The following is a 24,578-nucleotide window of genomic DNA, read 5'->3' as shown; positions in this document are numbered from 1 at the left end:
CGCCTCAGAACCGTGCCGTGACTTCGACGCCGTAGGTACGCGGCGATCCACGGTTCAGGTAATCGAGGCCGAACACGTCGATATTGAGCCCGTAGGTGTAGTAGAACTTGTTGGTGAGGTTCTTGCCCCACACGCTCACCGCCCATGTCTTCGCGTCGTAAGTCAGGCGGCTGTTGAACAGCCAGTAACCGGGATTGCCGCACGCGATCGCGGGGCCGGCCTGCCGGATATTGAATCCGGGTGCGGGCGCGTCGCAGGGCGATTGGCCGTAATCCTTGAACGGATCGAAGTAGTATTTTCCCATGTAGGACGTATCACCGCGCAGCGTCAGCGTGCCGTTCCCGATCTCCGCGACATCCCAGTCGAAGCCCGCCGAGAACGTGATCTCCGGCGCGTTCGGGAATGGGTTCCCGTTCACGTTTCGCGTCGGGCTGCTCGGATCGGTGGGATCAAGCGCGTTGCCCTTGTATTTGCTGTTCAGCAGGCCAAGCGACGCGTCGAACCGCAGCGTGTCGAGCGCCTGCCACGCCAGTTCCGCCTCGCCGCCGTAAAGCCGCCCGTTGGCACTGCGCGTGAAGGTGGTGGCGCCGATCACCTGCGTCACCTGATGGTTCGAATAATCGTAGTAGAAGCCCGCGAGATTGAGCTGCACGCTGCGGTCGAACAGGCGCGTCTTCAGGCCGCCTTCGTAGGCGTTCACCTTCTCGGGCTGGATGTAATAGACCTGATTGGTGCCCTGATAGGCGAGGCCGTTGAAGCTGCCGCTCCTGTACCCGCGGCTGTAATTCACATAGCCCATGATATCGTCGGTGAAATCATAGCTCACGTTGATGCGCCCGGTCAGGCGGTTCGCCTTCTCCCGCTGGCTCACCGCAGGCAAGCTCGGATCATAGGGGAAGCTGTACGGGATCGTGCTCGCCACGATGTTGTTGCCCGCGAGATCGTAAAGGATCGTACGCCCGTTCGAATATTTCACCTTGTCCATCGTGTAGCGTAGCCCGACGCTGATATTCAGCTGGTCGGTCACGTCGAAGCTGACGTCGCCGTAGATCGCCTTCGATGGCCGCGTGATCGTGTAATACTGATCGCCGAGGATCGGGCTGAACGGCGGCGCGCCCGCCGCGCGGCACGCTGCGGAGAATGCCCCGCCGAAGCCGCCGCCCCCGCTGTTGTCCACCGCGATATCGGTGAGCAGCGCGACGAGCGAACGCGCATCGAGGAACCCGGTCGGGTTGACGTTTACCGGCGCGCAGAAGCCGGGATCCGAAGGCGCAAGCGTCGGGTCGAGCGCGAACGCGGGCAGGATGCCGATCGAATCCGGCGTCGCGATCGCCGGGTTGCTGTAGGTGCCCGGCAAGCCCGCGCCGAGCAGGATCGGACGCAGGACGCCGAAGAAGTCGACCTCGTTGTGCGTATCCACCTTGTCTCGGCCGTAATAGAGCCCGCCGACCACGCTGATCCGGTCGCCGTCATAGGTCAGGCGCAGGTCCTGATTGAAGTTCTCGCTCTTCGAATTGTACCGCAGCGAGCAGAGATCGTTCGGCGATCCGTCGCAGTCGAACGGCGAATTGCGATACTTGCCCTTGTCGTAGCCGGTGATCGAGGTCAGCGTCAGCTCGTCGCTGACATCGTAAGCGATGGTGAGCGCCACGCCCTTTGAGGAGCTGTAATATTTGCCCCCCGTGTCGGAGGCCACTTCATTGCGCTTCAGCAAACGCCCGCCAAGCGCCGCCTGCGGATCATAGCGCGAATAGCCGAGCGCATCCCGCCCGCCCGAAAGCTGGCCCTGCGAATAGGCGAGTGCCGCCCACGGATCGTCCTTGGAGGCATAACCCTTCACAGTGATGTCGAGTGCATCAGTCGGCTTGAAGCGTACCGTGATGCGGCCCGCGATCGAATCCGTCGTGGCGACGTCGCGGTCCTGGATCGGGTTGAACATGAAGCCGTCGCCCTTGGACCGGGTTCCGGCGAAGCGGATACCGAGCACGTCGGGAATGAGCGTCGCTTCGAACGCGGCTTCGGCGGACTTGGTATCGTAATTGCCGTAGCCGAGCGTCAGATAGCCATCCATGCCATCGAGGTCGGGGCGCTTGGTGAAAAAGCTGATCGCGCCGCCCGTCGTGTTGCGCCCGTAGAGCGTGCCCTGCGGCCCGCGCAGCACCTCGACGCGGTCAAGGTCATAAAGCTGCTGGCCATGGCTGGCGCGGAAGCTCTGATAGACCTCGTCCACGTAGACGCCCACGGGTGAAGCCGTGGAGGCGGTGAATTCGTTCGCCACCGAGATGCCGCGCAGCGAGAAGTTCGGCTGCGTCTTGCCGTAGGGCGTCGTCACCTGAAGGTTCGGCATCGTGCCCATCAGATCGGAGGTTTCCGAAACACCGCGCGCGGCGAGATCGTCACCGGTGAACGCCGATACGGCGACCGGCACGTCCTGCAGGTTCTGGCTGCGCTTCTGCGCGGTGACGACGATTTCCTCCAGGCCACCGGAAACTTCCGTGGCGGCGTCCTGTGCAAATGCGGGCGCCGCGATCGTCGTTGAAAGCAGCAGCGCGATGATCCGCGTCGTTTCCATTTTCCTGTCCATATGATCCTCCCCTGATCGTTCGTGTGGACAAAACTCTTCCGTTCCTGCCGAAGCATTCGGCAGGCTTTAACCTCTGCAATGGTCTTGGGGCTTCAGCCCCGCGCGTTACCGCGCCTTGCGATCACGTCGCCTGCGCCTCCCACGTGTGATACCCGTGCTCGGCCCATACGTTCAGGATGGCACGGGCGCCGAAAGCCTTCGCCGGAGACTGGAAGCCGGCGGCGAGCAATTGTCCGCCAAGGATGCGGCGGCATCCTTCCGCAGCAAGAAGACCTGTCTGGATGTAAGGCGAATTTCCGCGCAGGATCACGGACACGCCCGATGTGTTCCCGCGCCCGATGCACGAGATCACCGACCGGTTGACGTCCGGGTTTTCGCGATCCGGCTCGACCTGAGTCAATTGCCCGCCGAGTTCGTTGCAGATGCGCTCCTGTTCCGCATCGGGCAGGTGGCTATATTCCTTCTCGAACTTTTCCAGCGTGGCGATCACGGCGTCGAACATCGCCTGGCTGCGGAAGCCGACGAGCGTCGAACAGTTGCTGACGCGGGCATCGCCCTCGTACCACACCGGCTCACCGCCGCCCGACCACGGCAAGCCGCGGAACAACCGATGCGAATCCGGCGCCTTCACGAGGTAGGATGTCGCCATCGGCCACTGCACGAGCTGGCGGTGTTCGATGTAATATTGCGGCCGCGTGCACATGCGCAGGAACGACTTGGTCGAAGCGACGCTGGTCGCGGAATCGGCCAGATAGAGAATGTCGAGCGAGTCGATGCCGGGTATCTCGAGCGCGATTTCAGCCGCGATGTTCCCCGCCGCCCACATGTAGGATGTGGCGGGCGCCAGCAGAAGGCCGCGCGCAGCGAACTTCGCGCCGTAGGTTTCGCGGACATGGCGCATCCAGTCCGCCTCACCCGTGGTGTCGAGATAATGGCAGCCCGCGTCGAGGCAGGCCTGCACCACCGGGTCGCCGAGCTGCATGAACGGGCCGGTGACGTTGTAAACGACCTTCGCGTCTGCAAAGAGCTTGGCGAGCGAAGCCGCATCGTGCGAAACTGCGCGGCATTCGAAGCTGGCACCCTTGAGCTCCGGCACGCGCGCCATCTGCTCTTCGAGCCGTTTCTGATCGCGGCCCGCGGCGATGAACGGAATCCCCGCCTCCGCCAGATGCCAGGAGATCAATTTGCCCGTGTAGCCACTGGCGCCGTAAACGATAACAGGTGCGCTCATTGCGTCGCTCTCCCCAGAGTGATTGTGGTGGGTCCTGATGGCCCGAAGATTACCGCATCCGGTGCGCCGAGCATCGTGATGAGATGCCGGGCCTGCGGTTTTTCAGAGGCCGTCTTTGGAATTTCACTGACGATCTGCACCAGCGAAGGCATGGCAGCCGATCCGATCTGCTGCCGGCAATGCGCGAACACGGAAAGCGGATCGAAGTCCCCTGCGGGCACGATCGCCGCAACGACCTCTTTCTCGCCCGGAGCGTTATCAGCCGTGGCGGCGCCGTAAACATGAACATCGCCCACCCCGTTCATCGCGGCTATCTCCGCCTCGATCTGCACGGCGTTCACGAAATCGCCGTTGCGGCGGATCGCATCGCCCGCGCGGTGGGAGAAGAACACCCAGCCGTCCGCGTCCTTGTAGCCGATGTCGCCCGTGCGAAACCACCCGCCCCGCGTCTTCGCCGCCGATGCTTCGGGGTTCCGGAAATACTCCACCGGGGGCGTATCGCCCGTTTCGGGCCGAAAGCACATTTCGCCCTGCACGCCCGGCGGGCATTCGCGGTCGTCCTCGTCCAGGATCGCGCAGATCGTACCCGCAGGCGGTTTACCGATCGATCCGATCGGCCCCGCACCCGGCAGGTTGATCGTCAGCCCCCCTTCCGCCGCACCGAAGAACTCCAGCACGTCCACGCCGAAGCGCGTCTCGAAATCATGCCACATGCTCGGCGGCATCCCGGCGCTCAACACCATGCGCACCTTGTGCTGCCGGTCGCGCGGCGACGGTGGCTCCGCGTAGATCGCCACCGCCATGCCGCCCAGCAGGTTGAACACCGTGCAGCCATAGTGCCCCAGAATTTCCCACAGCCGGGACTTCGAAAAGCGCCGGCTGACCACGAGCGGAAGCTGCATCGCCAGAGCGTTGCCGAGCGTGATGAGCTGCGCGTTCGCGTGCGTGAAGGAAAGCCCCGTGTAGAGCGTGTCGTCGTCGCGCACCCGAAGCAGCGGCCCAAAGGTGGAAACGGCAGCGTAGCGTGCATAAGGCGCAAGGATCGCCTTGGGATCGCCCGTGGTGCCGGACGTGTAGAGCATCTGCATCGGCCGTGCGAGATCGGCACCGGGATCAACAGGCGGCGCGCCCGCGCCCGCAATCGCCTGCGCCAGCGTGGCGACACGAACCCCGGTCAAGGGCGGCGCAGCATCGCCTAGCACCCACACCCAGCCGAGGTCAGGCACGTCGGCGATCACCTCGGCAAGCGCGCCGATCGCTTCCGGCGCAACAATGGCGCCCCGGCACCCCGCGAAGCGAAGCATGAATGCCAGCCGCGCACCGCGCGTCCGGGGGTCGATCGGCACGAAAATGGTTGCGGCAAGTTCCGATCCCACCATCGCGTCAACGAACTCGGGATGGTTCGGCATCACCAGCGCAAAGCTTTCGCCTGCCTTCATGCCTTCCCCGGCGAGCGCCGCAGCAATACGTTCGCCGTTCGCCAGCAATTCACGGTAGCTCCGCGTCTCCTCGGCGAAGCTCCCATCCGGGCGGATGTCGACAAATGTCAGCATCGCCCCATCGTGCGCCGCTGCGCCGTCGCGGAGCATTTGCACGGGCGTGCGCAGAGAGGGCGTCGCGTTCACCGCGAAAGCACCGTCATCACCAGCGCTGCGGCATCCCGGCCAAGAAAGCCGCCGCCGTTCTCGGCGACCGCCAGCCGTGCGCCCTCCACCTGCCGCGCACCGGCACGTCCGCGAAGCTGCTCCGTCAACTCATGGATCTGCGCAAGCCCCGTGGCGCCGATGGGGTGCCCCTTGCGGACAAGGCCGCCGGATGTATTCACCGGCACCCGTCCGCCAAGCGCTGTCGCACCGCTTTCGAGAAGCGCCACGCCTTCATTGCGCGGACACAGCCCGAGATATTCGTAATACATCAGCTCGGCAGGCGACGTGGCGTCGTGAAGTTCGACGCAGTCGATATCCTCGGTCGCGATCCCCGCCATCGTATAGGCTTCGCGCGCTGCCCATTCAGTGATCCCGGGCGCGCCCGGAGCGGGTTCGAACGCGCTTGCGATCAGCGAACTCCGCACATGCACCGGATCGGCGATGCCGCGTTCGCGTGCGAACTTCGTCGACACGATCACCGCCGCAGCCGCACCGTCGCCGAGCGGCGAGCACATCGGCAGCGTCAGCGGCGCCGAAATCAGAGGCGCAGCGAGCACTGCATCGGTATCGAGAACGTCGCGAAACTGCGCGCGCGGGTTCAGGCTGCCGTGCAGCGAATTCTTCGCCGAAACCTCTGCGAAATGCCGCGCCGTCGCACCGCTCCGCGCGCTGTAGTCCCGCGCCATGCGGGCATAGATATCCATGAACAGCGAACGCTGCCGCCCCGGCTCGTCGCTCGCGGGCCGGTCACCGTCCACGTAGGCATAAAGCTCTTCGGGTTTCTCGACGTCGACAGCGCCCAGGAACACCGCGAAGCTCTTCGCCTTGTCCTCGTGGAACAATTTCTCGACACCGAACGCCAGCACCACATCATAAATGCCCAGCGTCACCATCGTGCACGCCTGCTGAAATGCCGTCGATGCCGTGGCGCAGGCGTTCTCCACGTTCACTACCGGGATGCGCCCGATGCCCATGCCGCGCAAAATCGCCTGCCCGGCAATGCACGCCTGGCCGGTGACGATAGGCGCGGCTGCATTTCCCGCCCATGCCGCCTCGATCTCGCGCGCCTCGACGTTCGCATCCTTGAGCGCTTCGCTGATCGCCTCGTGCGCGAGGCTGGACAGGCTGCGGTCCAGATGCTTGCCGAAGCGGGTCATTCCGACACCGGCGATGATCGCGTTCTGCTTCATTCCATCCCCTCGGGCAAACCTTCTCCGTCGGTCGAAAACCCGTTCGGCCGCGCGATTTCATTTCTGTATTTCTGCTCTCAGCCCGGCAGCAGATCCGGATCGGTCAGCAGCATTCCCCCCTTGATCGCGATGACCTCGTTACAGCCGTCCTCGATCAGCGAAGCGCGGGCATCGCGGAACAATTTCTCCATCGGATATTCACGCGTCAGCCCATTGCCGCCGAACATCTGCAAGGCATCGCTCGTCACTTCGAGCGCGTGCTGCGTCGAAGTCACTTTGGAGAACATTGCCGCCTGCAGCGCGGGCATCGGATTGTTCATGTTGAACGCCGTCACACGCCGCGCCAGGGCACGCGAGATTTCAACCTTGCGCGCCATGTGGAACAGTCGCCGCGCGACGTCCTGATGCCGGATGAGCGGAACGCCGCCCTGCCGCCGTTCGTGCGCATAGGCATGGGCGAGTTCATAGGCAGCGCGCGCACAACCCGTGAAGGTCGCGCCCATCAGCGCGTTCGCCTCGCTGTGGATCGCATACACGCCCTTCAGATAATCCTCGGGCGCGACCAGCAGATGATCGATGTCGAGCGTCACGTCGTTGAAGAAGATCTCACCCTGCGGCAGCGCGCGCTGGCCCATCTTCTCCAGCGGCTTGCCCTTGGACACGCCCGGCGCATCGAGCGGCACGATCACCACCGCGCCGCGTGCGGGATCGTAACCCGAACCCGTCTCAGCAGCGCAGTAGAGGATGCAGAGTTCCGCGACCGGACCGTTCGAAACCCACGCCGATTTCTGGCCGTTGATGACGATCTTGCCATCGGAAATGCGCGCCACGCAGTTCGGCCGGTTCGGCTTTCCTGCGGCGTGAGCGGCGTGCCCGCCGGGGTCGATCGAATCGCTCCCCCGGTCGGGCTCCGTGATGCCCCAGCTCCCGATCAGCGACTCAGGGTAGGTGCGGGCCACGAAATCATTGCCGAATTTCGCCGCCATATAGTGCGGCAGCAGGCCGGCGCCTGCGGAAATGGCGAGGCCGGAATCGCCCCAGCCGAGTTCTTCGAAAAGGATCGCGAACACATGCGGCATCTCTTCGGCAGAGAAGGATGCCAGCGTTTCCATGTTGATACCAAGCTCGGCATAGCCGCGGCGGAATTCCCAATAGCGGGACGCCTTGTCTACCACCGCGTCCGCGCTCAGCCGATCGAGTTCGGTGCCGATCGGTCGCATGACCTTTTCGGCAAAACCGTGCAGCGACTTCTGGAGTTCGGTTGCGATTTCCGGAAGTGGCGGTTCCGCGCCAAGCTGACCCAGTTTGACGTGGGGGTTCGAATCCCACTGCGCGAACGGCAGCGGTCCACTGCCAGAGGCGATGTCGTGATGGACGACGGCTAGCTGATGGTTCACGATCTTCCTCCAAGGCGGGCCAGGATGATCTTGCGCCACCCGTTCCCGATGCTGCGATCAAAACACGAAGATGAGCATCGTTGAATGTCATCTCGCGCCAAGCTTTTGACTTTAACTGCCACGTTCCGCATGATGCGCGACCGGAGGCCAATATGAAGATCGAACTGCTCGGCTCTATGCGAATGCCGAACCAGAGTGTCCGCATCATGCGTGCGGCGCTGGACGAGGCCGGCGTCAATCCGCTCCCCCTGCTCGCCAAAGCGGGTATTGCGGCGGCCGAGGCGGATGACCCGCAGGGCGAGGTTTCCGGGCTTCAGGAACTGCGCTTTCAGGAGGTGTTTGCCGGTGCAACGCGGGACATTCCCGGCCTGTGGTTCCACACCGGAATGCGCTACCGCCTGATGACCTATGGCCCGCTCGGGCTCGCCGTGCTTTCGGCCGGAACGGTGCACGACGGCCTGAAGGTGCTGGTCGCATTTCAGGCGCTCACCTACTCACTACTGCAATATCGGCTTTACGATGAGAACGGCGCGCTTGCGGGCATGGAGGCCGACGACAGCAACGTCGCGCCTGACCTTCGCGAATTCTGCCTTGTGCGTTCACTCGGATCGGCCACGACCTTCCTCAAGGACATGCGGCAGCCGTTTCCGCTCGCCCGCATCGAATCCTCCGTCTCGCCGCGCAGTGACGGCATCGACTATGCGGCGGAACTTGGCGTGCCGGTCGAATTCGGCGCGCCGGCAACGCGCTGGGTGTTCCAACCCGGCGCGGCTGATCTCGCACTGCCGATGGCGAGCCCGCTTCTCGAACAGACCTATCAGCAGCTCTGCGCGCGGCTTATCGACGAAGCGCAGGTCAGCGACGACATGGTGGGTCGCCTGTATTCGCTCCTTGTGCGGTCGAGTCGCGGCTTCCCGTCGGCAGCACAGGCTGCGGCGGAGCTGGCGGTTTCGGAGCGCACGCTGCATCGACGGCTAGCCAAGCAGAACCTCGGTTTCGGCGACGTGCTCGATCAGGTCCGCGAGCAGCGCGCCTGCTACCTCCTCGATCGTTCGCACCTCTCGGTCGAGGCGATCGGCGAAATGCTGGGCTTTGCCGAAACCGCGAGCTTCTCCCGCGCCTTCAAGCGATGGACCGGCGTCTCACCCATCAAGTTCCGGCAGCGTCCGCGCTGATCCAGGTTTTATGGCACGCCGCCGGCCAGGATTGTCGCCAGGTGGGCCGCATCGAGATGCCCGCCCGAGACGATGCATACGACCGGCCCAGGGTGATCGCCCGCAAGCGCGGCAGCGACGGGAGCGGCTCCCGCGCCTTCCGCGATCACGTGATGACGCTCGGCGAGCATCCGCACGGCGGCGGCCGTTTCCGCAAGCGAGACGAACGCGCTCCCTTTCAGAAGGCTACGTACCAGCGGCCACATGGCCGGGATTACGGTCGGGCCGCCCATGCCCGTGATGAAGGATGGCGCAAACGGCACCGTCACGGGCTCACCGGCGGCAAACGCAGCGCGCACCGGTGCCCCCGCCTCGGTTTCGCTCGCAAAAACCTCCGCACCTGACCCATAAGCCTTCAGAGCGGCAGCGATGCCGCAGGAAAGCCCGCCACCGCCATACGGAACGAGCACGGTTGCGACATCGGGCAGATCCTCAACGATTTCGGCCCCGATCGTGGCGTTCCCGGCAAGCACTTCGTTTTCGATGACCGGATGAATGAACGCCGGGTCCGTCGGCGGCTCGGCCAACATCGCCCACCAGCGATCGTAAGCGAGCGTCACCACGTTCGCCCCGAACCGTTCCAGCGCCTCCACTTTGCTGCGCGCCGCCGTATCGGGCACATAGGCGGTCACCGGAATGCCCTGCGCACGTCCGGCATAGGCAAGGCCCTGCGCGAAGTTTCCGGCGCTTGCAGTAGACACGCCGCCGCGCACGGAATCTCCGCAGCTGAGGAGCGCGTTCGCCGCGCAGCGTATCTTGAACGAGCCCACCGGCTGCAGCAGTTCGAGTTTCAGGAAAATGTCGCTGCGCGCGCTGCCCTGCAAACGCACAAGCGGCGTCCGCAGGGCAAGACCGGAAATGCGCACGCGCGCGGCTTCGATCGTCGTGCGATCCGGAATGGTCGGGGTGATTGCAGAATCAGTCATCCCGCGATCTTTCCGATTTTTCGCGCCGTGGGAAGACCGCACCCTCCCCCCAGCCTTCCTATCGGCGCGGGAACCGCGCCTTCATGATACGCTGCAGCTGATCGTGCGGGATGCCGTAGACCTTCACGTTGTTCGCACCTGTCATCGTTTCCGACGCAACAAGCTGGTTCACGAGCGCCTCTTCCGTCGCCTGAACGACACCCGAAAACAGCGCGTTCATCGTTCCGCTGTCGGTATCGTTGATCATCGCGGGCAAGCGCGGCGCTTGGCCCAGCGGAATCACGTGGCTTGTCGAGAAGGCGAGCGCGAGTTCGCCCGAGAGAGCGCCTGCCGTGCTTCCGTTGCGCCCAACGCCGAGCGCGGCGCGGCGTGCAAGGCGCTCCAGCTGATGCGGCATCAGCGGTGCATCTGTGGCGATCACGATCAGCAGCGAATTCTTGTCCTGCGGTTTGCCTGCATCGGGACCGAGAGCCGCGATACCGTTGATCTCCGGCCACGCGCCCTTGATCTCCTTACTGATCGGCACACCGGCAATGCGAAGATCTTCGCGGCTTCCGTGGTTCGCCTGGACGAGCACGCCAACGGTATATCGCTTTTCGCCCGCTGAAACGACCCGCGACGACGTACCGATTCCCCCCTTGAACGTGTAGGCGACCATCCCCGTCCCGCCACCGACATTGCCCTCGGCAACCGGGCCGCCCTTGGCACTGTCCAGCGCCGCGAATACATGCTCGCGCGTCAGGCCGTGCCCGAAGACGTCATTGAGCCGGCTGTCGAGCGTCTCGGCGACCACCGGAAGCACGCGCGAGAAAAGCAGCTCTTCCGGCACCTTGCCGATCGACCAATCCAAGAGGCTCTGATGCACGAGGCCCACGTTGCCCGATCCCGTCAGCGCGACCGGCCCCAGGAACGATCCGATCTCGTCGACGAGATGCATCCCTGTCCATTCGCCCGTACCGTTGATCACGGCGCGGCCCGCCGCAACGGCATCGATGCTGCCTTTGCCGAGCGGATGGATGATCGTCACGCCGGTGCGATACGGCCCCTTGCCGATCACCAGCGGACCGTCGCCTGAAATGACCGTGGCGTGGCCGACCTCGACCCCCGCAACGTCGGTGATCGCATTCAGCGCGCCGGGTGTGCCATCAAACGGAACCCCGAGGTCGCGTGCGCGCGGACCTGCCATCGCAGCTGCAGAAAAGAGCAACCCTACAAGCAGCACCAATGCTGCTGACCATTTCGTGCGCGCCAAAGTCATGATTTGACCTTCCCTGATGAACGATGAATTCATTTCCCGCCCCCCGCGGCATGAGCTTTGCGAAACTGCACGAGAAGCAGCAGGCTCGCCGCCACCAGCAGCGCCGGCAAAACCGTAAACGTAAAGCGCACGCCAATGAGCGCTGACTCGGGCTGCGCCACGGCCGTTCCGGTCGATGCAATAAACCCCGTCCATGACAGCACGACCCCCGTCACAAGACCGCCGAGCGCCAGGCCCACCTTTTCGCCCGCCGTCCAAAGGCCGGTGAACATGCCCTGCCGCGGCATCCCGGTCGTGCGTGCATCCGCATCGAGCACATCAGGCAGCAGCGCAAAGGGAAACAGCTGCTGCCCAGAAAACGCCAACCCCATCAGACAGACCTGGGCATAAAGCAGCATATCGGGCGTCTCGCCGTCGCAAAACCACAGCCCCGCCGTCGCAAACACCAGCAGCACGCTCGACGCCAGATAAGCGCGCACCTTGCCGGTGCTGCGAGAGATGCGAACCCACATCGGCATGGTGACGATCGCCGATACATTGAGCGCGACGAACAGCAGCGTCACGGTCATCCCCGAACCGCCCCGAATATGCACGGCGTAATAGGGCAGTGCCCCGGAAAAGCACCCCAGTCCGGCGAGTTGCAACAGATAGGTGACGAGCAGCAGGAGGAACGGCTTGCATGCCGCCGCCTGCCGGATTCCCTCCCCCAGCTTGAACTCGGCCAGGACCAATGCTCCGCTTCCGAGCTTCCGCGTCGCGAACACGGGCACGAGCATGGCAATGCCGCAGACGATCCCGATGGTGAGCGCCATCACCGCATACCCCTCGCGCCCGCCGCCTGCCAGATCGACAAGGAACGGCGCCCCCGCACCACCGAGCAGAATGCCGACCATCGCGAACCCCATGCGGAACGACATCAGGGTCGTACGCTCCTCTGGGCTGCGGGAAATCTCGGCGGGCATCGCGATATAGGGCACCGAGAATACCGCATAGGCTGTGGCGCAGGCCATGTAGGCGACGGTCACATAAATGAAGCGCTCGAGCGTCGTCTGCAACGCGGGAACCGAAAACAGCATCACGAAGAACAGGCTCATCGTGATGCCGCCAACCAGCATATAGGGCCTGCGGCGCCCCCAGCGGCTCTGCGTACGATCGGACATCATGCCGATCATCGGATCGATCAGAACGTCCCAGAACTTGGGGAGGAATACGGTAATTGCCGCCAGCGCCGGCGAGATGCCGAGAACACTGGTCATGAAATAGAGCAGCAATACGCTGGGCACGGTGGAAAACACGCCGGTTCCAAGCGAACCGACACCGAATGCCGCCATCGTGCCAATGGAAAGGCCGCGTGTGTCCGCTGGGGGCGCTGAAGTCGCCGCGCACCCCATGTCACGATTCACCGGGCGACACTCAGTTGACGCACTTCATCGCGAAGCGCGTGCTTGTCCACCTTCCCGATCGGCAGCAGCGGCAGCGCCTCGCGGATCTGGAAGGACTTGGGAACCTTGTAGTTCGCAAGCCGCGTACTCGCGAACGATCGCAGCATCACCTCGTCGATCGCCGCGCCCGGCGCCGGAATCACGAACGCCCAGCCAACCTCGTCATAGCGTGGATCGGCAACGGGGATTACGGCTGCCGCTGCGACTCCCGGGTGCTCCTCCAGCGCGAGTTCGACCTCGCGCGGGTACACGTTGTAGCCGCCCGATTTGAACATCTCGACGCTGCGCCCGACGAAACGCCAGTTCCCGCCGGGCAGCACCTTCACCTGGTCGCCGGTGCGAAACCAGCCGTCCGCCGTGAAGGCCGCTGCTGTCGCTTCGGGATTGTTGAAATAGCCGAGCATCACCCCCGGCCCCTTGATCTGTACCTCGCCGATGCCGTTTTCAGAAACAGGCGCACCATCGGGATCGACAACGCGATACGCGTTGTTGTGATCGTGATGACCGATCGTTTCCGTCAGCAACGTGAAATCAGCGTCCGGCGGATTGACGCTGTTTATCGATCCACCTTCGGTCAGTCCGTAGTGCAGCGAGAAGAAATAGCCCTTCCCCTCCAGCCTGCGCAGCAACGGCGCAGGCATCGGTGCGCCGCCCCATGCGATCACCTTCACGCTGCCGAGATTGCGCCGCGCGATATCAGGATGATCGAACACGGCCTGATGCATCAGCGGCAATCCGCCGAGGATCGTGATCTTCTCGCGTTCCGTCGTTTCCAGAACGCCAGCCGGATCGAACGTTTCCATGAACACGATCGTGCCGCCGTCGATCAGACAGTTTCCGCACACATCGGACTGGCAACCGACATGGTTGGTCGGCAGATTGCAGATCACGCGGTGCCCGGCGCGTAGATGGGCGTGGCCCACGAACGTTTCCGCAAGCGCCTTGTAGGAATGGAAGAAACTGTCGTGGGAGAGAACGGCCCCCTTGGGCTTTCCGGTCGATCCCGAGGTGTAGACAATGCTCACCGGATCGCGTCGCGATGTCCGGTTCAATCGATCGGTAACATCAGCAAGGCCATCGCCCGCAGCGAGAAAGGCATCGAGCGGCTGGCTGATCCCCTCCAGAATGCCGCCAATGGTTACGAGCGGGGCGCTCGCGGCGACATCACACGCAAGGTCGCGCAGATCGTCGTCGTAGCGGCGCCCGGCCGGGTCTTGGAGAATGGAAACCAGCAGTTTCGGCTGACAGTCTCCAAGCACATGGCGCATTTCTTCACGCCGGTATTTCGGGTTCACGCCCACCCACACAGCGCCCGCGCGCATCGCGCCGAGCAGCATCAGCATGAATTCGGGGCGCGGCGTCACGATCATTGCGACACGGTCGCCCGTCGCTATGCCCGCCCCGATCAGCGCGCGCGCATAGCGATCGATCTCGCGGTCGAATTCGGAATAGGAGAGGTGCAGATCCCCGAAGATGATCGCCTCTCGATCCGGCGCGGCTTCGGCATAAGCAGCAACAGCATCTGGAAGCCGCTCGATGCTACGGACAAGGTCCGACCCCGCCGGCATCTGCATCAGGCATCCTCTCTCGAAAGGAGGCCGATCCATTCCGCAACAAGCGCCGGGCGTTCCTGCCCCTCGATCTCGATCGTGTTTTCAGACGTGATGAGATAGGCGCCGTCTTCGCGCTGCTCGACGCTTTTGATCGTCATGCGGTTGCGAAAACGCGCATTCACCGGAACCGGCGAAATGAAGCGCACCCGATTGAGGCCGTAGTTGAGATCGTATCCGATCGCGCCGCCATCATGCCGATAGCGGATCGGCGAACACAAATGGCTCAGCATCGACAGCGTTTGGAAGCCGAACAGGACAGTCTGACCAAACGGGCTATGCTTGCGGGCGTATTCCGGGTCCATGTGCATGGGATCGATGTCACGCGTCACCCGCCCGAAGGCGTCGATCTCGTCCTGCGAGAGCGATATCCAGTCGCTGACCAGTATCTCCTGCCCGACCAGCGACAACAGGGTTTCGACATCATATTCCATCGGTGTTACGCAGCCCTTCCGGTTTCGGAACGGGGGCCTCAGCGCTTCGCATCGCGGGATGCGCGTGCACGAACAAGGGCCACCCTCCCTTTTGATACAAGCTGCTTATCACGATTGAATTTAAATTCAAGTTTATAAATTGCCGTTTGGACCTATGATTAGAAATTGGTTTCATGGCCGGTTTCCGGTACACGTGCTCAATCGAGGTTGATCAAGAACGCAATGGCAACAAAGAAGAAAACTGTGGCTGCAAGGCCCGCCGTCGCGCCGCTGGGCCGCAAGGAACGCCGCAACGCCGTGAGCAAGAAGCCCGCTGCTCCGCAAACGCAGCGCGGCAACCAGACGCGCGAGAAACTGAAGGAAGCGACCGTGCGGGTGCTGGAGCGGATCGGCTACCGCGCCATGCGCCTGTCCGACATCGCCTCCGAGGCCGGGGTGAACGTCAGCCTTCTCTATCACTATTTTTCGGGCAAGGCGGACCTCACCCACGAAATCCTCGGAGAGCTGCTCGACAGCCAGCGCTTTCACGACCTGTCGACCATGGCCCCGTCGAACGATCCTTTCGAATCGATCGTCCGCGCCAACAAGGTCATGGTCACCACCTATTCGCGCACGCCCGGCCTGATGCGGTGCCTGCTGCACTTCGACGAGGAAGAGGTCGAGTTTTCGGAGCTCTATCGCAAGGTGAGCGCGGAATGGAGCCTCAAGATCGCCAAAGACATCGCGCGCCGCTGCCCCGGCGTGACGCTCGGTGAGGAGCAGCGGTTGATGATCGCTTATGCCCTCGGCGGCATGGTCGATAACTTCCTGTTCGAGCTCTACGTCGATCGCAATCCGACGCTGGTAAAAGCCTTCTCCTCACCGGATGACGTGGCGCATTTCCTCGCCATTCTCTGGTACCGCGCGATCTACCTCGCAAACCCGCCCGCCGAGCAGTTGAAGGGCTACGAGGGCTTTACCAGCCTCAAGATGGCCTGAACCGGATCGTCAGTTTGTCGCCGTTCCGCGCGGACGCGCGGCGCGGAGCAGGTCGATCGCCCAAACAGCGGGGTTATGCCCTACCTGATTGAGCGTTCCGCCGAGGCTGATCCCCGTGCCCGGTTCAAAGAGCATGATCGCGCCCCAGAATCCGGTGTGTCCGAAATAGGAAATGCCGTCCGGCGTCGTCAGGCGGGACACGCCAAGCCCGCGCTCCACCACTATGTCGCCGCGCATCTGGCGCCACTGCGGCGTTGTCATCAACGTCAGCGTTTCGGCCTTCTTGAACAGCCGCCCCTCGCCGAGCGCGCGCATGAAGCGGTTCAGCTCCTCGGCGGTTGAAACCACGCCGCCGCCTGCCCAGTCGAAGGAAATGTTGAAGCGCCCGGTGCGGCCGGGAAAGTCCCCGATGTAGAAATCCGCCGCATTGCCCTCGTAAGGCGCCGTCGCCGGTTTCATCGCATATTCGAGATAGGTGTGTTTCAGCCCGAGCGGATCGAACAGCCGCTCCCGATAGGCGGCGTGCAACGTATCGCCGGTGAGCTTCTCGATCACGAGGCCGAGGATGATGTAGCCCGTGTCGCTGTAGTGGTAGCCCTGCCCCGGAGCAAACAGCCCGTTCGTAGCGCCGCCGTTGTGATTCAGGTAGAAATTCAGAATCCCGGCCTGTGCGTTCTCCGGCTGCGACGCGTCCCAGGGCGTCCAGGTCTTGCCGGTCATTAGCGCGGCGGTATCACAACCAGGCGTATCGAGGCATTTGCGGTGCGCACCGAGCACGCCGAGCAGGACGCCGCCGAACGATTCCGGCGCCGCATCACCCTGATTATCCTCTGACGTAATCTTCGCATCATCCATGAAAACGTCGCGCATGCCGGATTGGTGCGCCAGCAATTGGCGGATCGTCAGCCCGGCCCCGTAGCTCCGGCCTTCGAACGTCATCAGCCGGTCAAGGATCGCGGGCGCCAACACGCCGAGCGATCCGAGCGTCGTTTCGATCCCGTCAGGCCCCAGCCTGCCCTCTTCGGCAAGCTGCAGGATCACCGTGGCCGTCATCGTCTTCGTGACGCTGGCGATGGGAAACTGGTCCTTCGCCGAAATCAACGCCGCGCCCCCTTCCCGCGCGGGGCCGACGCCTTTTGCATAAAGGAGCTTTTGCGCGGGGTCTTCCAGGACAACCACCGCATTGTGGATAGCATCAGCCGGCACAGGCGATGACGAGGCCAGCGGCAAGGCCTGCACTACCGCATCGAGGCGCGCCGCCTCGGATACCCCCGGCGACGCGTCGTGCGCGCACGCCGCTAACATCAGCATCACCGCGCCGACAGTCGCGCAACCGGCTTTCCGTACCATCATAGTCCCTCCGAACCTCGCGCCTTGAATCCGGCAACACGCTCAGCCACCTCCGCGTCGAGCAGGCTCGCCGCAAGGCTCTTCGTTTCCTCCGCCATGGCCGCCTCGATGCGGTCGCGCTCCAGCAGATTGATCGCGCGTTTCAAGTTGCGCACCGCCTTCGTCGGCCGCGACGCAATCAGCTCGGCAAGCGCGACCGCTGCTTCAAGGTGCTGCCCGGTCGGCACGATATCGGTCACGAGTCCCGCCGCCTGCAACGCCGCGCCATCCAGATGTTCGCCGCCCATGATCCACTTGAACGTTCGCTGCGGGCCGATCAGCCGGGGCAGCAGTGCGGTCACGCCGCCACTTACGAACATGCCCCATTCGATCTCGGGGAAAAATGCGCGCGCCTCCTCGGACCAGATCACCGCGTCGCAGTTGATGGTCCATTCAAAGCCGCCGCCCACAGCCCATCCGTGAACGGCCGCGATGACGGGCTTTTCGCCGAACATGATCTCACGACTCACCTGCTGCATCACGTCCACACGCGCGCGCATCGCCATCTCGTCCCCGTCCGCCGGCACGTCGTGCGCGGTCAGGTCGTCACCGGCGCAAAAGGCCTTGCCGTTTCCATGCAGCACGATCGCCGCCGTTGCCACGTCCGCATTGGCATCGCGCAGCGCCGCGATAAACGCTTGCACCATCGACTCGTTGATCGCGTTGAGACACGCGGGCCGATTGAGCGTGATAACGCTGACCCGCCCCTGGCGGGATAACAGGACTTCCGGCGATGCTGTCAATTCTCTTACCCTCAAACCCTGCGCCGACGTCGCGCTGTTGACGTTTCGATATTTGATTTTAAATTTAATTTCAAGTAAAGCTGCCGATAGAGATGGCGTCGGGTCGAGAGGGAGCCCAGCGATTGGGAGAGGTTCCCGCAATCGGCCCAAACGCTGCAGTTCAGGAGGACAGGTTTTTAGCGCTGAGCCGGATGGAGCCGGAACGGGAGGCCCAAGGACCACCCTCTCATAATGCACAGCATTTGACTTGAATATGAATTTATATTCTACAACGTGATACGAACAGACCAAAGGGGGAATGGAATGTCGAAATCGGTAAATCCTGTCAGCAGCCGACGTCCCGCGCGGCGCCTCATGCGGTCGGCCGCGGTGCTTGCACTGCTCTCGCCTGTACCGGCGTTGGCGCAGGAAGATACTTACGGCATCGAAATCATCACCGTCACCGCCCAGAAGCGCACGGAAAGCGTGCAGGACGTGCCGATCGCCATCACAGCCTACTCCGAAGCCGGCCTCACAGCGCGCGGCATCGATGGCCTCGCCGATCTTGCGCAAAATACGCCAAGCCTGGGCTTCGGCAATTTTTCGGACCTTAAACTTTCGCCCATCGCCCTGCGCGGCATTTCCGCAAGCTCGGGTTCTGCAGGGCAGGATCCGGCTGTCGGCGTCTATGTCGACGAGGTTTTCATGGGCGGCGGCGTCGGCGCCAATATCGACATGGTGGATGTCGAGCGCGTCGAGGTGCTGCGCGGTCCGCAGGGCACGCTCTTCGGTCGCAATACCGTGGGCGGTGTGATCAGCATCACCACACAGAAGCCGACACACGAATTCGAAGGCTATGTCTCTGCTGGCTACGGCGACTACGATGCCGTCAACCTGCGCGGCGCCGTCAGCGGCCCTATCATCGCAGACAAGCTCCTCGCCCGCGTCTCGGCGCAATATGAAGACCGCAACGGCTTCACGCGCAACGAGATCGACGGCACGCGCGGCGACGATTCACACACGTGGGGCATACGCGGCCAGTTGCTCATGCTGCCTACGGAGAACGCCGAATTCACGCTCACCGGCGAGTATCGCAAGGTGAACCAGCGCTCGAAATATTTCGAAACGCTGAGCTACAATCCCGATCAGCTTCTCCCCCAGCTCCTTGAGCTGTTCGAGCTGCCGCTCAACACCGACCCCTTCGATCGCCGCGTCTATTCCGACCTCGCGACGAAGGAAACGCTGAAGGCGTGGGCCGTTTCGTTCAACGCGAACATCGATTTCGGCGGCGTCGATTTCACCAGCATCACCTCTTATCGCGAGCACGAATACGACAACATCGGCGATACCGACATGTCTCCGCTGCGCTGGCTCTACGACGGCGACCCGGAAGATGTCTGGCGTTTCAGCCAGGAGCTGCGTCTCGCCTCACAGGGAGACACGGCGCTGAGCTGGATCGCCGGTCTCTATTATTTCCACCAGACGAGCCGCAACCTCAGCTTCGTCCGCCTCGGCCAGGACCTTGCCGATTTGCTCGAGGTGCCGGCGATGGACATCGGTTCCGACGCGGACATGAAGCTGGATAGCTACGCGGCCTACGCAAACCTCTCCTACAAGATCACTGATCAGCTCGAAGCCACGCTCGGTGGGCGCTACACTTACGAAAAGAAGTCGATCCTCTATTCGCAGTTCGATCCGCTCGCGCTCCTCGGCGGTCAGGTCGATGGCCTCGCCGGCAAGGATACCTGGAAAGCCTTCACACCCAGCTTCAACATCCGCTATCATTTCAATCCCTCGGCAATGGCCTATGCGACCGTCAGCCGCGGCTTCAAGAGCGGCGGTTTCAACGATGCGCTCGGTGATGCGAACGGCATCAGCTACGATCCCGAATACATCTGGAACTACGAGATCGGCGCCAAGGTGAGCCTGCTCGAAAACCGTCTGCTCGTGAACGTCGCCGCGTTCGCAATGGAATGGACGGACATCCAGATCTCGGCAGACGATCCGAACACCCTCCCCTTCGATCCGCGCACCAGCAACGCCGGCAAGGCGCACTCACGCGGTGTCGAGCTCGAAGTCACAGCCGTGCCGATCCCGGCGCTTGAACTCGGCTTCAATCTCGCGCTCACCGATGCGGAATATGATGAAGGCACGGTGCCCACGGCACCCGGCAGTCCTGAAATTCCGCTGGCCGATCTGCCGCGCGCGCCGGAAACACGCTTTGGTCTCAACGCACAATACACGGCCCCGCTCGGTGACTTGGCACTCACCCTGCGCGGCGATTATCTCTACGAGCGCGGCACGGACCTGCTGCCGATCAAGGATCCCGCGGCCCGCGTCGGCACGGTGGGCCTCCTTAACGGCCGCATCACGCTTGCCGGCGCGGAAGACCGATGGTCGATCGCGCTCTGGGGCAAGAACCTCACCGACAAGACCTACAAGACCCGCCTGTTCGATCTCTCGAACCAGGCACTTGTAGGGCAGCAGCTCATCGTGCTCGGCGCGCCGCGCACGTTCGGCGTGGAGGCGCGATTCAACTTTTAGGATCACGCCCGAAAAACGTGCCATCATCAAAGAGACGTCGCGACGGGACCGCGGCAGCTCGATGATGGTGGCACCCACATGAAAGGACCATCTGAGTGAAACAAGGTGTTTTGCGCGAACTCATGCGTTCATCGAAGGCTCCAGGCGCCCAGGGCTGGCGCAGGGGCGTGCTCCCGCTTCTCGTCGGCGTCGCACTGCTCGGCACGGATGCCATGAATTCGGAAGTGAAGGCGGAGGCGCTCTCGCCGGAAACCGCGGCCCGCATCGATGCAATCATCGCGAACCGCATGGAAGCCGCCCCCTTCCCCGGGCTCGCCATTGCGATCGAGCGCAAGGGTGAAGTCGTCTATGCGAAGGGCTTCGGCAAGGCCGATCTGGAGCAGGACGTTCCGGTCACGGTCGACACCGTCTTCCCGATCGGATCGATCACCAAGTCCTTCACCGGTCTCGCCCTCGCGCAACTCGTCGTTGATGGCAAGGTATCCATCGAGGAAACCGCCGGCCATTATCTTCCCGATCTGCCCGAACCCGCGCGGAGCGTGAAGGTTCGAAACCTGCTCAATCACACGGGCGGCCTTGTCAATTACACGGATCTTCCGGAGTTCCCATACAACGCGCGCAAGGAATTCACGCGCGAGGAAATGGTCGGCTACTTCGCGAGCAAGCCGCTGATGTTCAAGCCGGGAACGGCCTGGAGCTATTCGAACTCCGGCACATATCTCATCGGTCTCATCATCGAAAAAGTCTCGGGCGTGACCTACGATGAATATATCCGTACGCACATCCTCGAGCCGTTCGGCATGTCCAAATCACTCTACTCGGACTGGACACGCCTCGTCCCGAACCGCGCGCACGGATACAAGAAGGGCAAGAACGGCTGGCAGAATGCACTGCAGTACGATCCCACCGTTCCGTTCTCGGCCGGCGCAATCATGTCGACCGTGGGTGACCTTCTGAAATATCGGCGCGGCGTGTTCGCTTCCGACAAGACGAGCCAGGCCGTCCGCGATGTGATTCTGAAGCACGACAAACTCGCTGACGGAACCGAGATCATGTATACGCTCGGCTGTCTGGGCGAGACGCGCTTCGAGGGGCACCGCAAGATCGCACATGCCGGGGACATCTATGGGTTCTCAGCAAATTACGCCTACTACCCGGATGATGATCTCGTCATCGTCATCACCACCAACAACCAGGGCGGTGCATTCCCGCCGCTCAGCGTCGAACAGAAAATCGCGCGAGAGATGCTCGGCGTGCCGCAGCCGGTCGTCAAATCATTGCCGGTTTCAGCGGATTTCGCCGCGAGCGTTTCGGGCGACTATTATTTCGCCCCCTACCGCTTCGGGCCAGAGGTGCACGGCTTCTCCTTCAAGGATGGCCAGCTATACCTTAATTTCGGCGGAACCAAGTCGGGCGGCCCGGCGCTGCCGCTGCTCTATCAGGGCGCGGGCCGCTTCGTCTCCGTTGTCGACGACGAACACAACGTCGTCTTCAAACCCGGCAAGCGCGGCAAACCTGCCACGCTGACGATGCAGTATTATGGCGGCACGTTCAGTGCGCAGCAGATGTCCGCGAAGTAACCTCGCCGAACAAGAAAGAGAGGCCGGGAAAGCAATTTCCCGGCCTCTCTTTTTTAAACTCTGGCTTTATGCCTGAAACCCATAGGCATGAGAGCCAGGCAGGAAACCGACGACTACGTTTGTGGCGACTAGGTATCCCAGCGCTTTGCTTTACGAACACGGAAGCAGATGCCGTCTATCCAGCACCGCATTACCTTCTGCGACATTTCGGGCCGAAGGCGTAAACCCTTTCTACGCAGCGCCGTTTCGACCTCCGCCACGTTCCTAAAACGACCACTTTTGGCAAGATTCACTGCTTCGGCAAATATCTCGTTTGTTTTATCGTACCGTGCCATGCTCATTATACTGCCCAACGGCAGTATAATGAGCAACAGCTTAGGATTTCGATGCTTAGAACTTGAAGCGCGCCTCGACGCCGTAGGTGCGCGGCGTGGAGAGAGACTGCACAACCTGCCCGCCGATGATCACGCCATCGTTGCGGTAGAGCGCATAGTCCTTGTTGGTAAGGTTGCGTCCCCACAGGAACAGCGACCAGCCTTGTTCGCTGCCGATCCCGATCCGACCATTGAGGAGCGTGACATCGCCCTCCGAATAGACATTGTCCGGTCCGAAAAAGATCCGGCTGCGATGCGTGAGGTCACCCCGCAGCGTCAGCGAGAGCGTGTCGCTGAGTGACGCTTCATATTGCGCCCCGACGCTGATGTTGTGCTTGGGCGCTTTCACCATCGTGTTGCCGGTGAAGTCGTCGCCGCCCGGCGTAGCGTTCGCATAGTCGCGGAACTTCGCGTCGAGGTAGCTGTAATTCACTGTGAGATCGAAGCCGTTCACGGGACGGGCGGTCAATTCGAGTTCGACACCCTTGCTGCGCGCACGTGCCGCGTTCGAGGTCTGGAACTGCGGCAGGCCACCCACCAGTTCCAACTGGTTCACCTGCAGATCCTTGTAGCGCAGGTAATAGGCCGATGCGTTGAAGCGAAGGTGGTTGTCGAGAAGGTCGGATTTCAGGCCGATCTCGTAGCTCGTCACGAATTCCGGATCATACTCTGCATCGTCCGTGAGCGTCACCGAAAATACGTTGTAACCGCCCGATTTGAAGCCCCGGCTGACGGTCGCGTATGTCAGAACCTTGTCGTTCCACTTGTAATTGAGGCTGAGCGAGGGAGAGAAATCATCCTCCGATCGGCCAAAGCGGCGCTCGGGCATCGTTGCGAGCAACAATCCGAATGGGTCGCCGATCTGGCTGTGGATGACGTCCTTCTTTTCCCAAGTGTAGCGCAGCCCGGCGGTAACGCTGAACTGATCCGTCACATGGTAGACCGCCTGGCCGAACCCGGCGATGCTTTCGGACTTCACCGTCGCAAGAATGTTCCCGGTTACGGCCTCGGGATAGATGCCGAGGTCAGCACCGATCACTGCAGCCGAATTCGTCTCAAGCCGCTGGTGAAAGTAATAAACGCCAAACACATAGGTCAGCGGGCCGCTGTCGCCCGAAGCAAAGCGCAGTTCCTGGCTGAACTGGTTCTGATCCTCGCTGATGCCCGAAGCGAGCAGGTCGAGCGCCGTGTAATCGTTGTCCGCGAGATTGTACCACTTGAAGTCGCGGTAAGCGGTGATGCTCGTCAGCTTGCCACCGCCCAGCGACCAGTTGATCTCGCCCGATGCGCCAAACGTGTCGCGGTTCTGCACTGTGTCTCGATTTTGAACGACCTTGCGGTCCCAGCCGTCCGGGTCCGCAAGCGGCGTGCCGGTGAGAGCGCCGTTGTCGAGAATGTCGATGGCACCGGAATTTGTCCGGTCGCGAGAGGCGTCGACGCGCACGACGAGTTCGAAGTCGTCGTTCTCGCTATAAACCGCGGTCAGACGACCCGAAAGCGAATCGACGTCGTCGAGATCGGTGCCGGTCAGCAGGTTCTTCACCAGCCCGTCGCGACGGTCGATGCCGCCCGAAATGCCGACATAGAACTTGCCCGGAACCACCGGCCCGCTGATCGATGCGCTCGCCCGGATCGCATCATAGTTTCCGTAGCTGGCGCTAATGTCGCCGCGAAGCTCGTCGCCCGGCTTCCGTGTGATGAAGTTGATCGCGCCTGCGATCGTGTTCTTGCCGTACAGCGTGCCCTGCGGTCCGCGCAGCACCTCGATGCGTTCCAGGTCGTAAAGGCTGTTGTTGATGGTCGTCGGGCGGCCCATGTAGACGCCGTCCACGTAAACGCCGACACCCTGATCGACACCCGGGTTGTTTGTGTCTGAAACGATGCCGCGAATCGAGATCGACGTGCCGCGCAGCTCGCGCATGTCGATGTAGACGCTGGGCAGCGCGGTCGCGAAATCCTCGATACGGCCGATACCCTGATCCCTGATGGCTTCGGCGGAGAACGCCGACACCGAGATCGGCACGTCCTGGATCGATTCCGCGCGCTTCTGGGCGGTCAC

General features: G+C 62.5%; 17 protein-coding genes. 4 read left to right on the top strand and 13 right to left on the bottom strand.

The window, feature by feature from the left end; translation table 11 throughout:
* Nucleotides 1-4: 4 nt before the first annotated feature.
* From DFR51_RS05390 to DFR51_RS05370, 5 genes are all read right to left on the bottom strand, one after another.
* Nucleotides 5-2,584 carry a TonB-dependent receptor gene (locus DFR51_RS05390; RefSeq protein WP_243445389.1) on the bottom strand — a complete coding sequence of 860 codons (2,580 nt, stop codon included), beginning with the start codon at nucleotides 2,582-2,584 and terminating at the stop codon, nucleotides 5-7.
* 121 nt (nucleotides 2,585-2,705) lie between these two features.
* Nucleotides 2,706-3,815 (bottom strand): saccharopine dehydrogenase family protein, encoded by a 1,110-nt coding sequence (locus tag DFR51_RS05385; RefSeq protein WP_121047964.1) that lies wholly within the window; start codon nucleotides 3,813-3,815, stop codon nucleotides 2,706-2,708.
* Nucleotides 3,812-5,404 (bottom strand): AMP-binding protein, encoded by a 1,593-nt coding sequence (locus DFR51_RS05380; protein WP_243446553.1) that lies wholly within the window; start codon nucleotides 5,402-5,404, stop codon nucleotides 3,812-3,814. Before DFR51_RS05380 ends, DFR51_RS05385 begins: the two co-directional genes overlap by 4 nt.
* Before the next feature lie 32 nt (nucleotides 5,405-5,436).
* A complete protein-coding gene (locus tag DFR51_RS05375) occupies nucleotides 5,437-6,651 on the bottom strand; it encodes a thiolase family protein (protein WP_121047962.1) in 1,215 nt (404 codons plus the stop codon).
* 77 nt (nucleotides 6,652-6,728) lie between these two features.
* The gene (locus tag DFR51_RS05370) at nucleotides 6,729-8,048 is read right to left on the bottom strand and encodes an acyl-CoA dehydrogenase family protein (RefSeq protein WP_197723605.1); all 1,320 of its coding nucleotides are present in this window, start codon (nucleotides 8,046-8,048) and stop codon (nucleotides 6,729-6,731) included.
* A 152-nt stretch (nucleotides 8,049-8,200) separates the two neighbouring features.
* On the opposite strand from DFR51_RS05370, the gene DFR51_RS05365 reads away from it, so the two are divergent.
* Nucleotides 8,201-9,223, top strand: a complete 1,023-nt coding sequence (locus DFR51_RS05365; protein ID WP_121047961.1) for an AraC family transcriptional regulator — start codon at nucleotides 8,201-8,203, stop codon at nucleotides 9,221-9,223.
* A gap of 8 nt (nucleotides 9,224-9,231) precedes the next feature.
* Here DFR51_RS05365 and DFR51_RS05360 read toward each other — a convergent pair whose 3' ends face one another.
* From DFR51_RS05360 to DFR51_RS05340, 5 genes are all read right to left on the bottom strand, one after another.
* Nucleotides 9,232-10,188 carry a threonine ammonia-lyase gene (locus tag DFR51_RS05360; RefSeq protein ID WP_121047960.1) on the bottom strand — a complete coding sequence of 319 codons (957 nt, stop codon included), beginning with the start codon at nucleotides 10,186-10,188 and terminating at the stop codon, nucleotides 9,232-9,234.
* 58 nt (nucleotides 10,189-10,246) lie between these two features.
* Nucleotides 10,247-11,446, bottom strand: coding sequence for a DmpA family aminopeptidase (locus tag DFR51_RS05355; RefSeq protein WP_197723604.1), 1,200 nt, complete (start codon nucleotides 11,444-11,446; stop codon nucleotides 10,247-10,249).
* A 29-nt stretch (nucleotides 11,447-11,475) separates the two neighbouring features.
* Nucleotides 11,476-12,777 (bottom strand): MFS transporter, encoded by a 1,302-nt coding sequence (locus DFR51_RS05350; protein ID WP_170151748.1) that lies wholly within the window; start codon nucleotides 12,775-12,777, stop codon nucleotides 11,476-11,478.
* A gap of 68 nt (nucleotides 12,778-12,845) precedes the next feature.
* Nucleotides 12,846-14,462, bottom strand: coding sequence for a class I adenylate-forming enzyme family protein (locus DFR51_RS05345; protein ID WP_160119185.1), 1,617 nt, complete (start codon nucleotides 14,460-14,462; stop codon nucleotides 12,846-12,848).
* On the bottom strand, nucleotides 14,462-14,932 hold the full coding sequence (locus DFR51_RS05340; RefSeq protein WP_121047957.1) for a MaoC family dehydratase: 471 nt from the start codon (nucleotides 14,930-14,932) through the stop codon (nucleotides 14,462-14,464). Before DFR51_RS05340 ends, DFR51_RS05345 begins: the two co-directional genes overlap by 1 nt.
* Nucleotides 14,933-15,175: 243 nt before the next feature.
* Between DFR51_RS05340 and DFR51_RS05335 the strand changes: the two genes are divergently transcribed.
* On the top strand, nucleotides 15,176-15,910 hold the full coding sequence (locus tag DFR51_RS05335) for a TetR/AcrR family transcriptional regulator (protein WP_160119184.1): 735 nt from the start codon (nucleotides 15,176-15,178) through the stop codon (nucleotides 15,908-15,910).
* A 9-nt stretch (nucleotides 15,911-15,919) separates the two neighbouring features.
* On the opposite strand, the gene DFR51_RS05330 is transcribed toward DFR51_RS05335, so the two are convergent.
* Nucleotides 15,920-17,263: a serine hydrolase domain-containing protein gene (locus DFR51_RS05330; protein ID WP_121047955.1), complete on the bottom strand. Its 1,344-nt coding sequence runs from the start codon at nucleotides 17,261-17,263 to the stop codon at nucleotides 15,920-15,922.
* Nucleotides 17,260-18,183, bottom strand: coding sequence for an enoyl-CoA hydratase/isomerase family protein (locus DFR51_RS05325; RefSeq protein WP_160119183.1), 924 nt, complete (start codon nucleotides 18,181-18,183; stop codon nucleotides 17,260-17,262). Before DFR51_RS05325 ends, DFR51_RS05330 begins: the two co-directional genes overlap by 4 nt.
* Before the next feature lie 162 nt (nucleotides 18,184-18,345).
* Here DFR51_RS05325 and DFR51_RS05320 point away from each other — a divergent pair, with 162 nt between their 5' ends.
* Together DFR51_RS05320 and DFR51_RS05315 are read left to right on the top strand one after the other, a co-directional pair.
* Nucleotides 18,346-20,565 (top strand): TonB-dependent receptor, encoded by a 2,220-nt coding sequence (locus DFR51_RS05320; RefSeq protein WP_121047954.1) that lies wholly within the window; start codon nucleotides 18,346-18,348, stop codon nucleotides 20,563-20,565.
* Between the two features lie 122 nt (nucleotides 20,566-20,687).
* Entirely contained in the window at nucleotides 20,688-22,145 is a 1,458-nt protein-coding gene (locus DFR51_RS05315) for a serine hydrolase domain-containing protein (protein WP_121047953.1), read from the top strand.
* Nucleotides 22,146-22,535: 390 nt separating this feature from the next.
* On the opposite strand, the gene DFR51_RS05310 is transcribed toward DFR51_RS05315, so the two are convergent.
* A complete protein-coding gene (locus DFR51_RS05310; RefSeq protein WP_160119181.1) occupies nucleotides 22,536-24,578 on the bottom strand; it encodes a TonB-dependent receptor in 2,043 nt (680 codons plus the stop codon).

The organism is Sphingosinicella microcystinivorans (assembly GCF_003634215.1).
Taxonomy (GTDB): domain Bacteria; phylum Pseudomonadota; class Alphaproteobacteria; order Sphingomonadales; family Sphingomonadaceae; genus Sphingosinicella; species Sphingosinicella microcystinivorans.
This window is presented reverse-complemented; position numbering and strand designations above follow the sequence as displayed.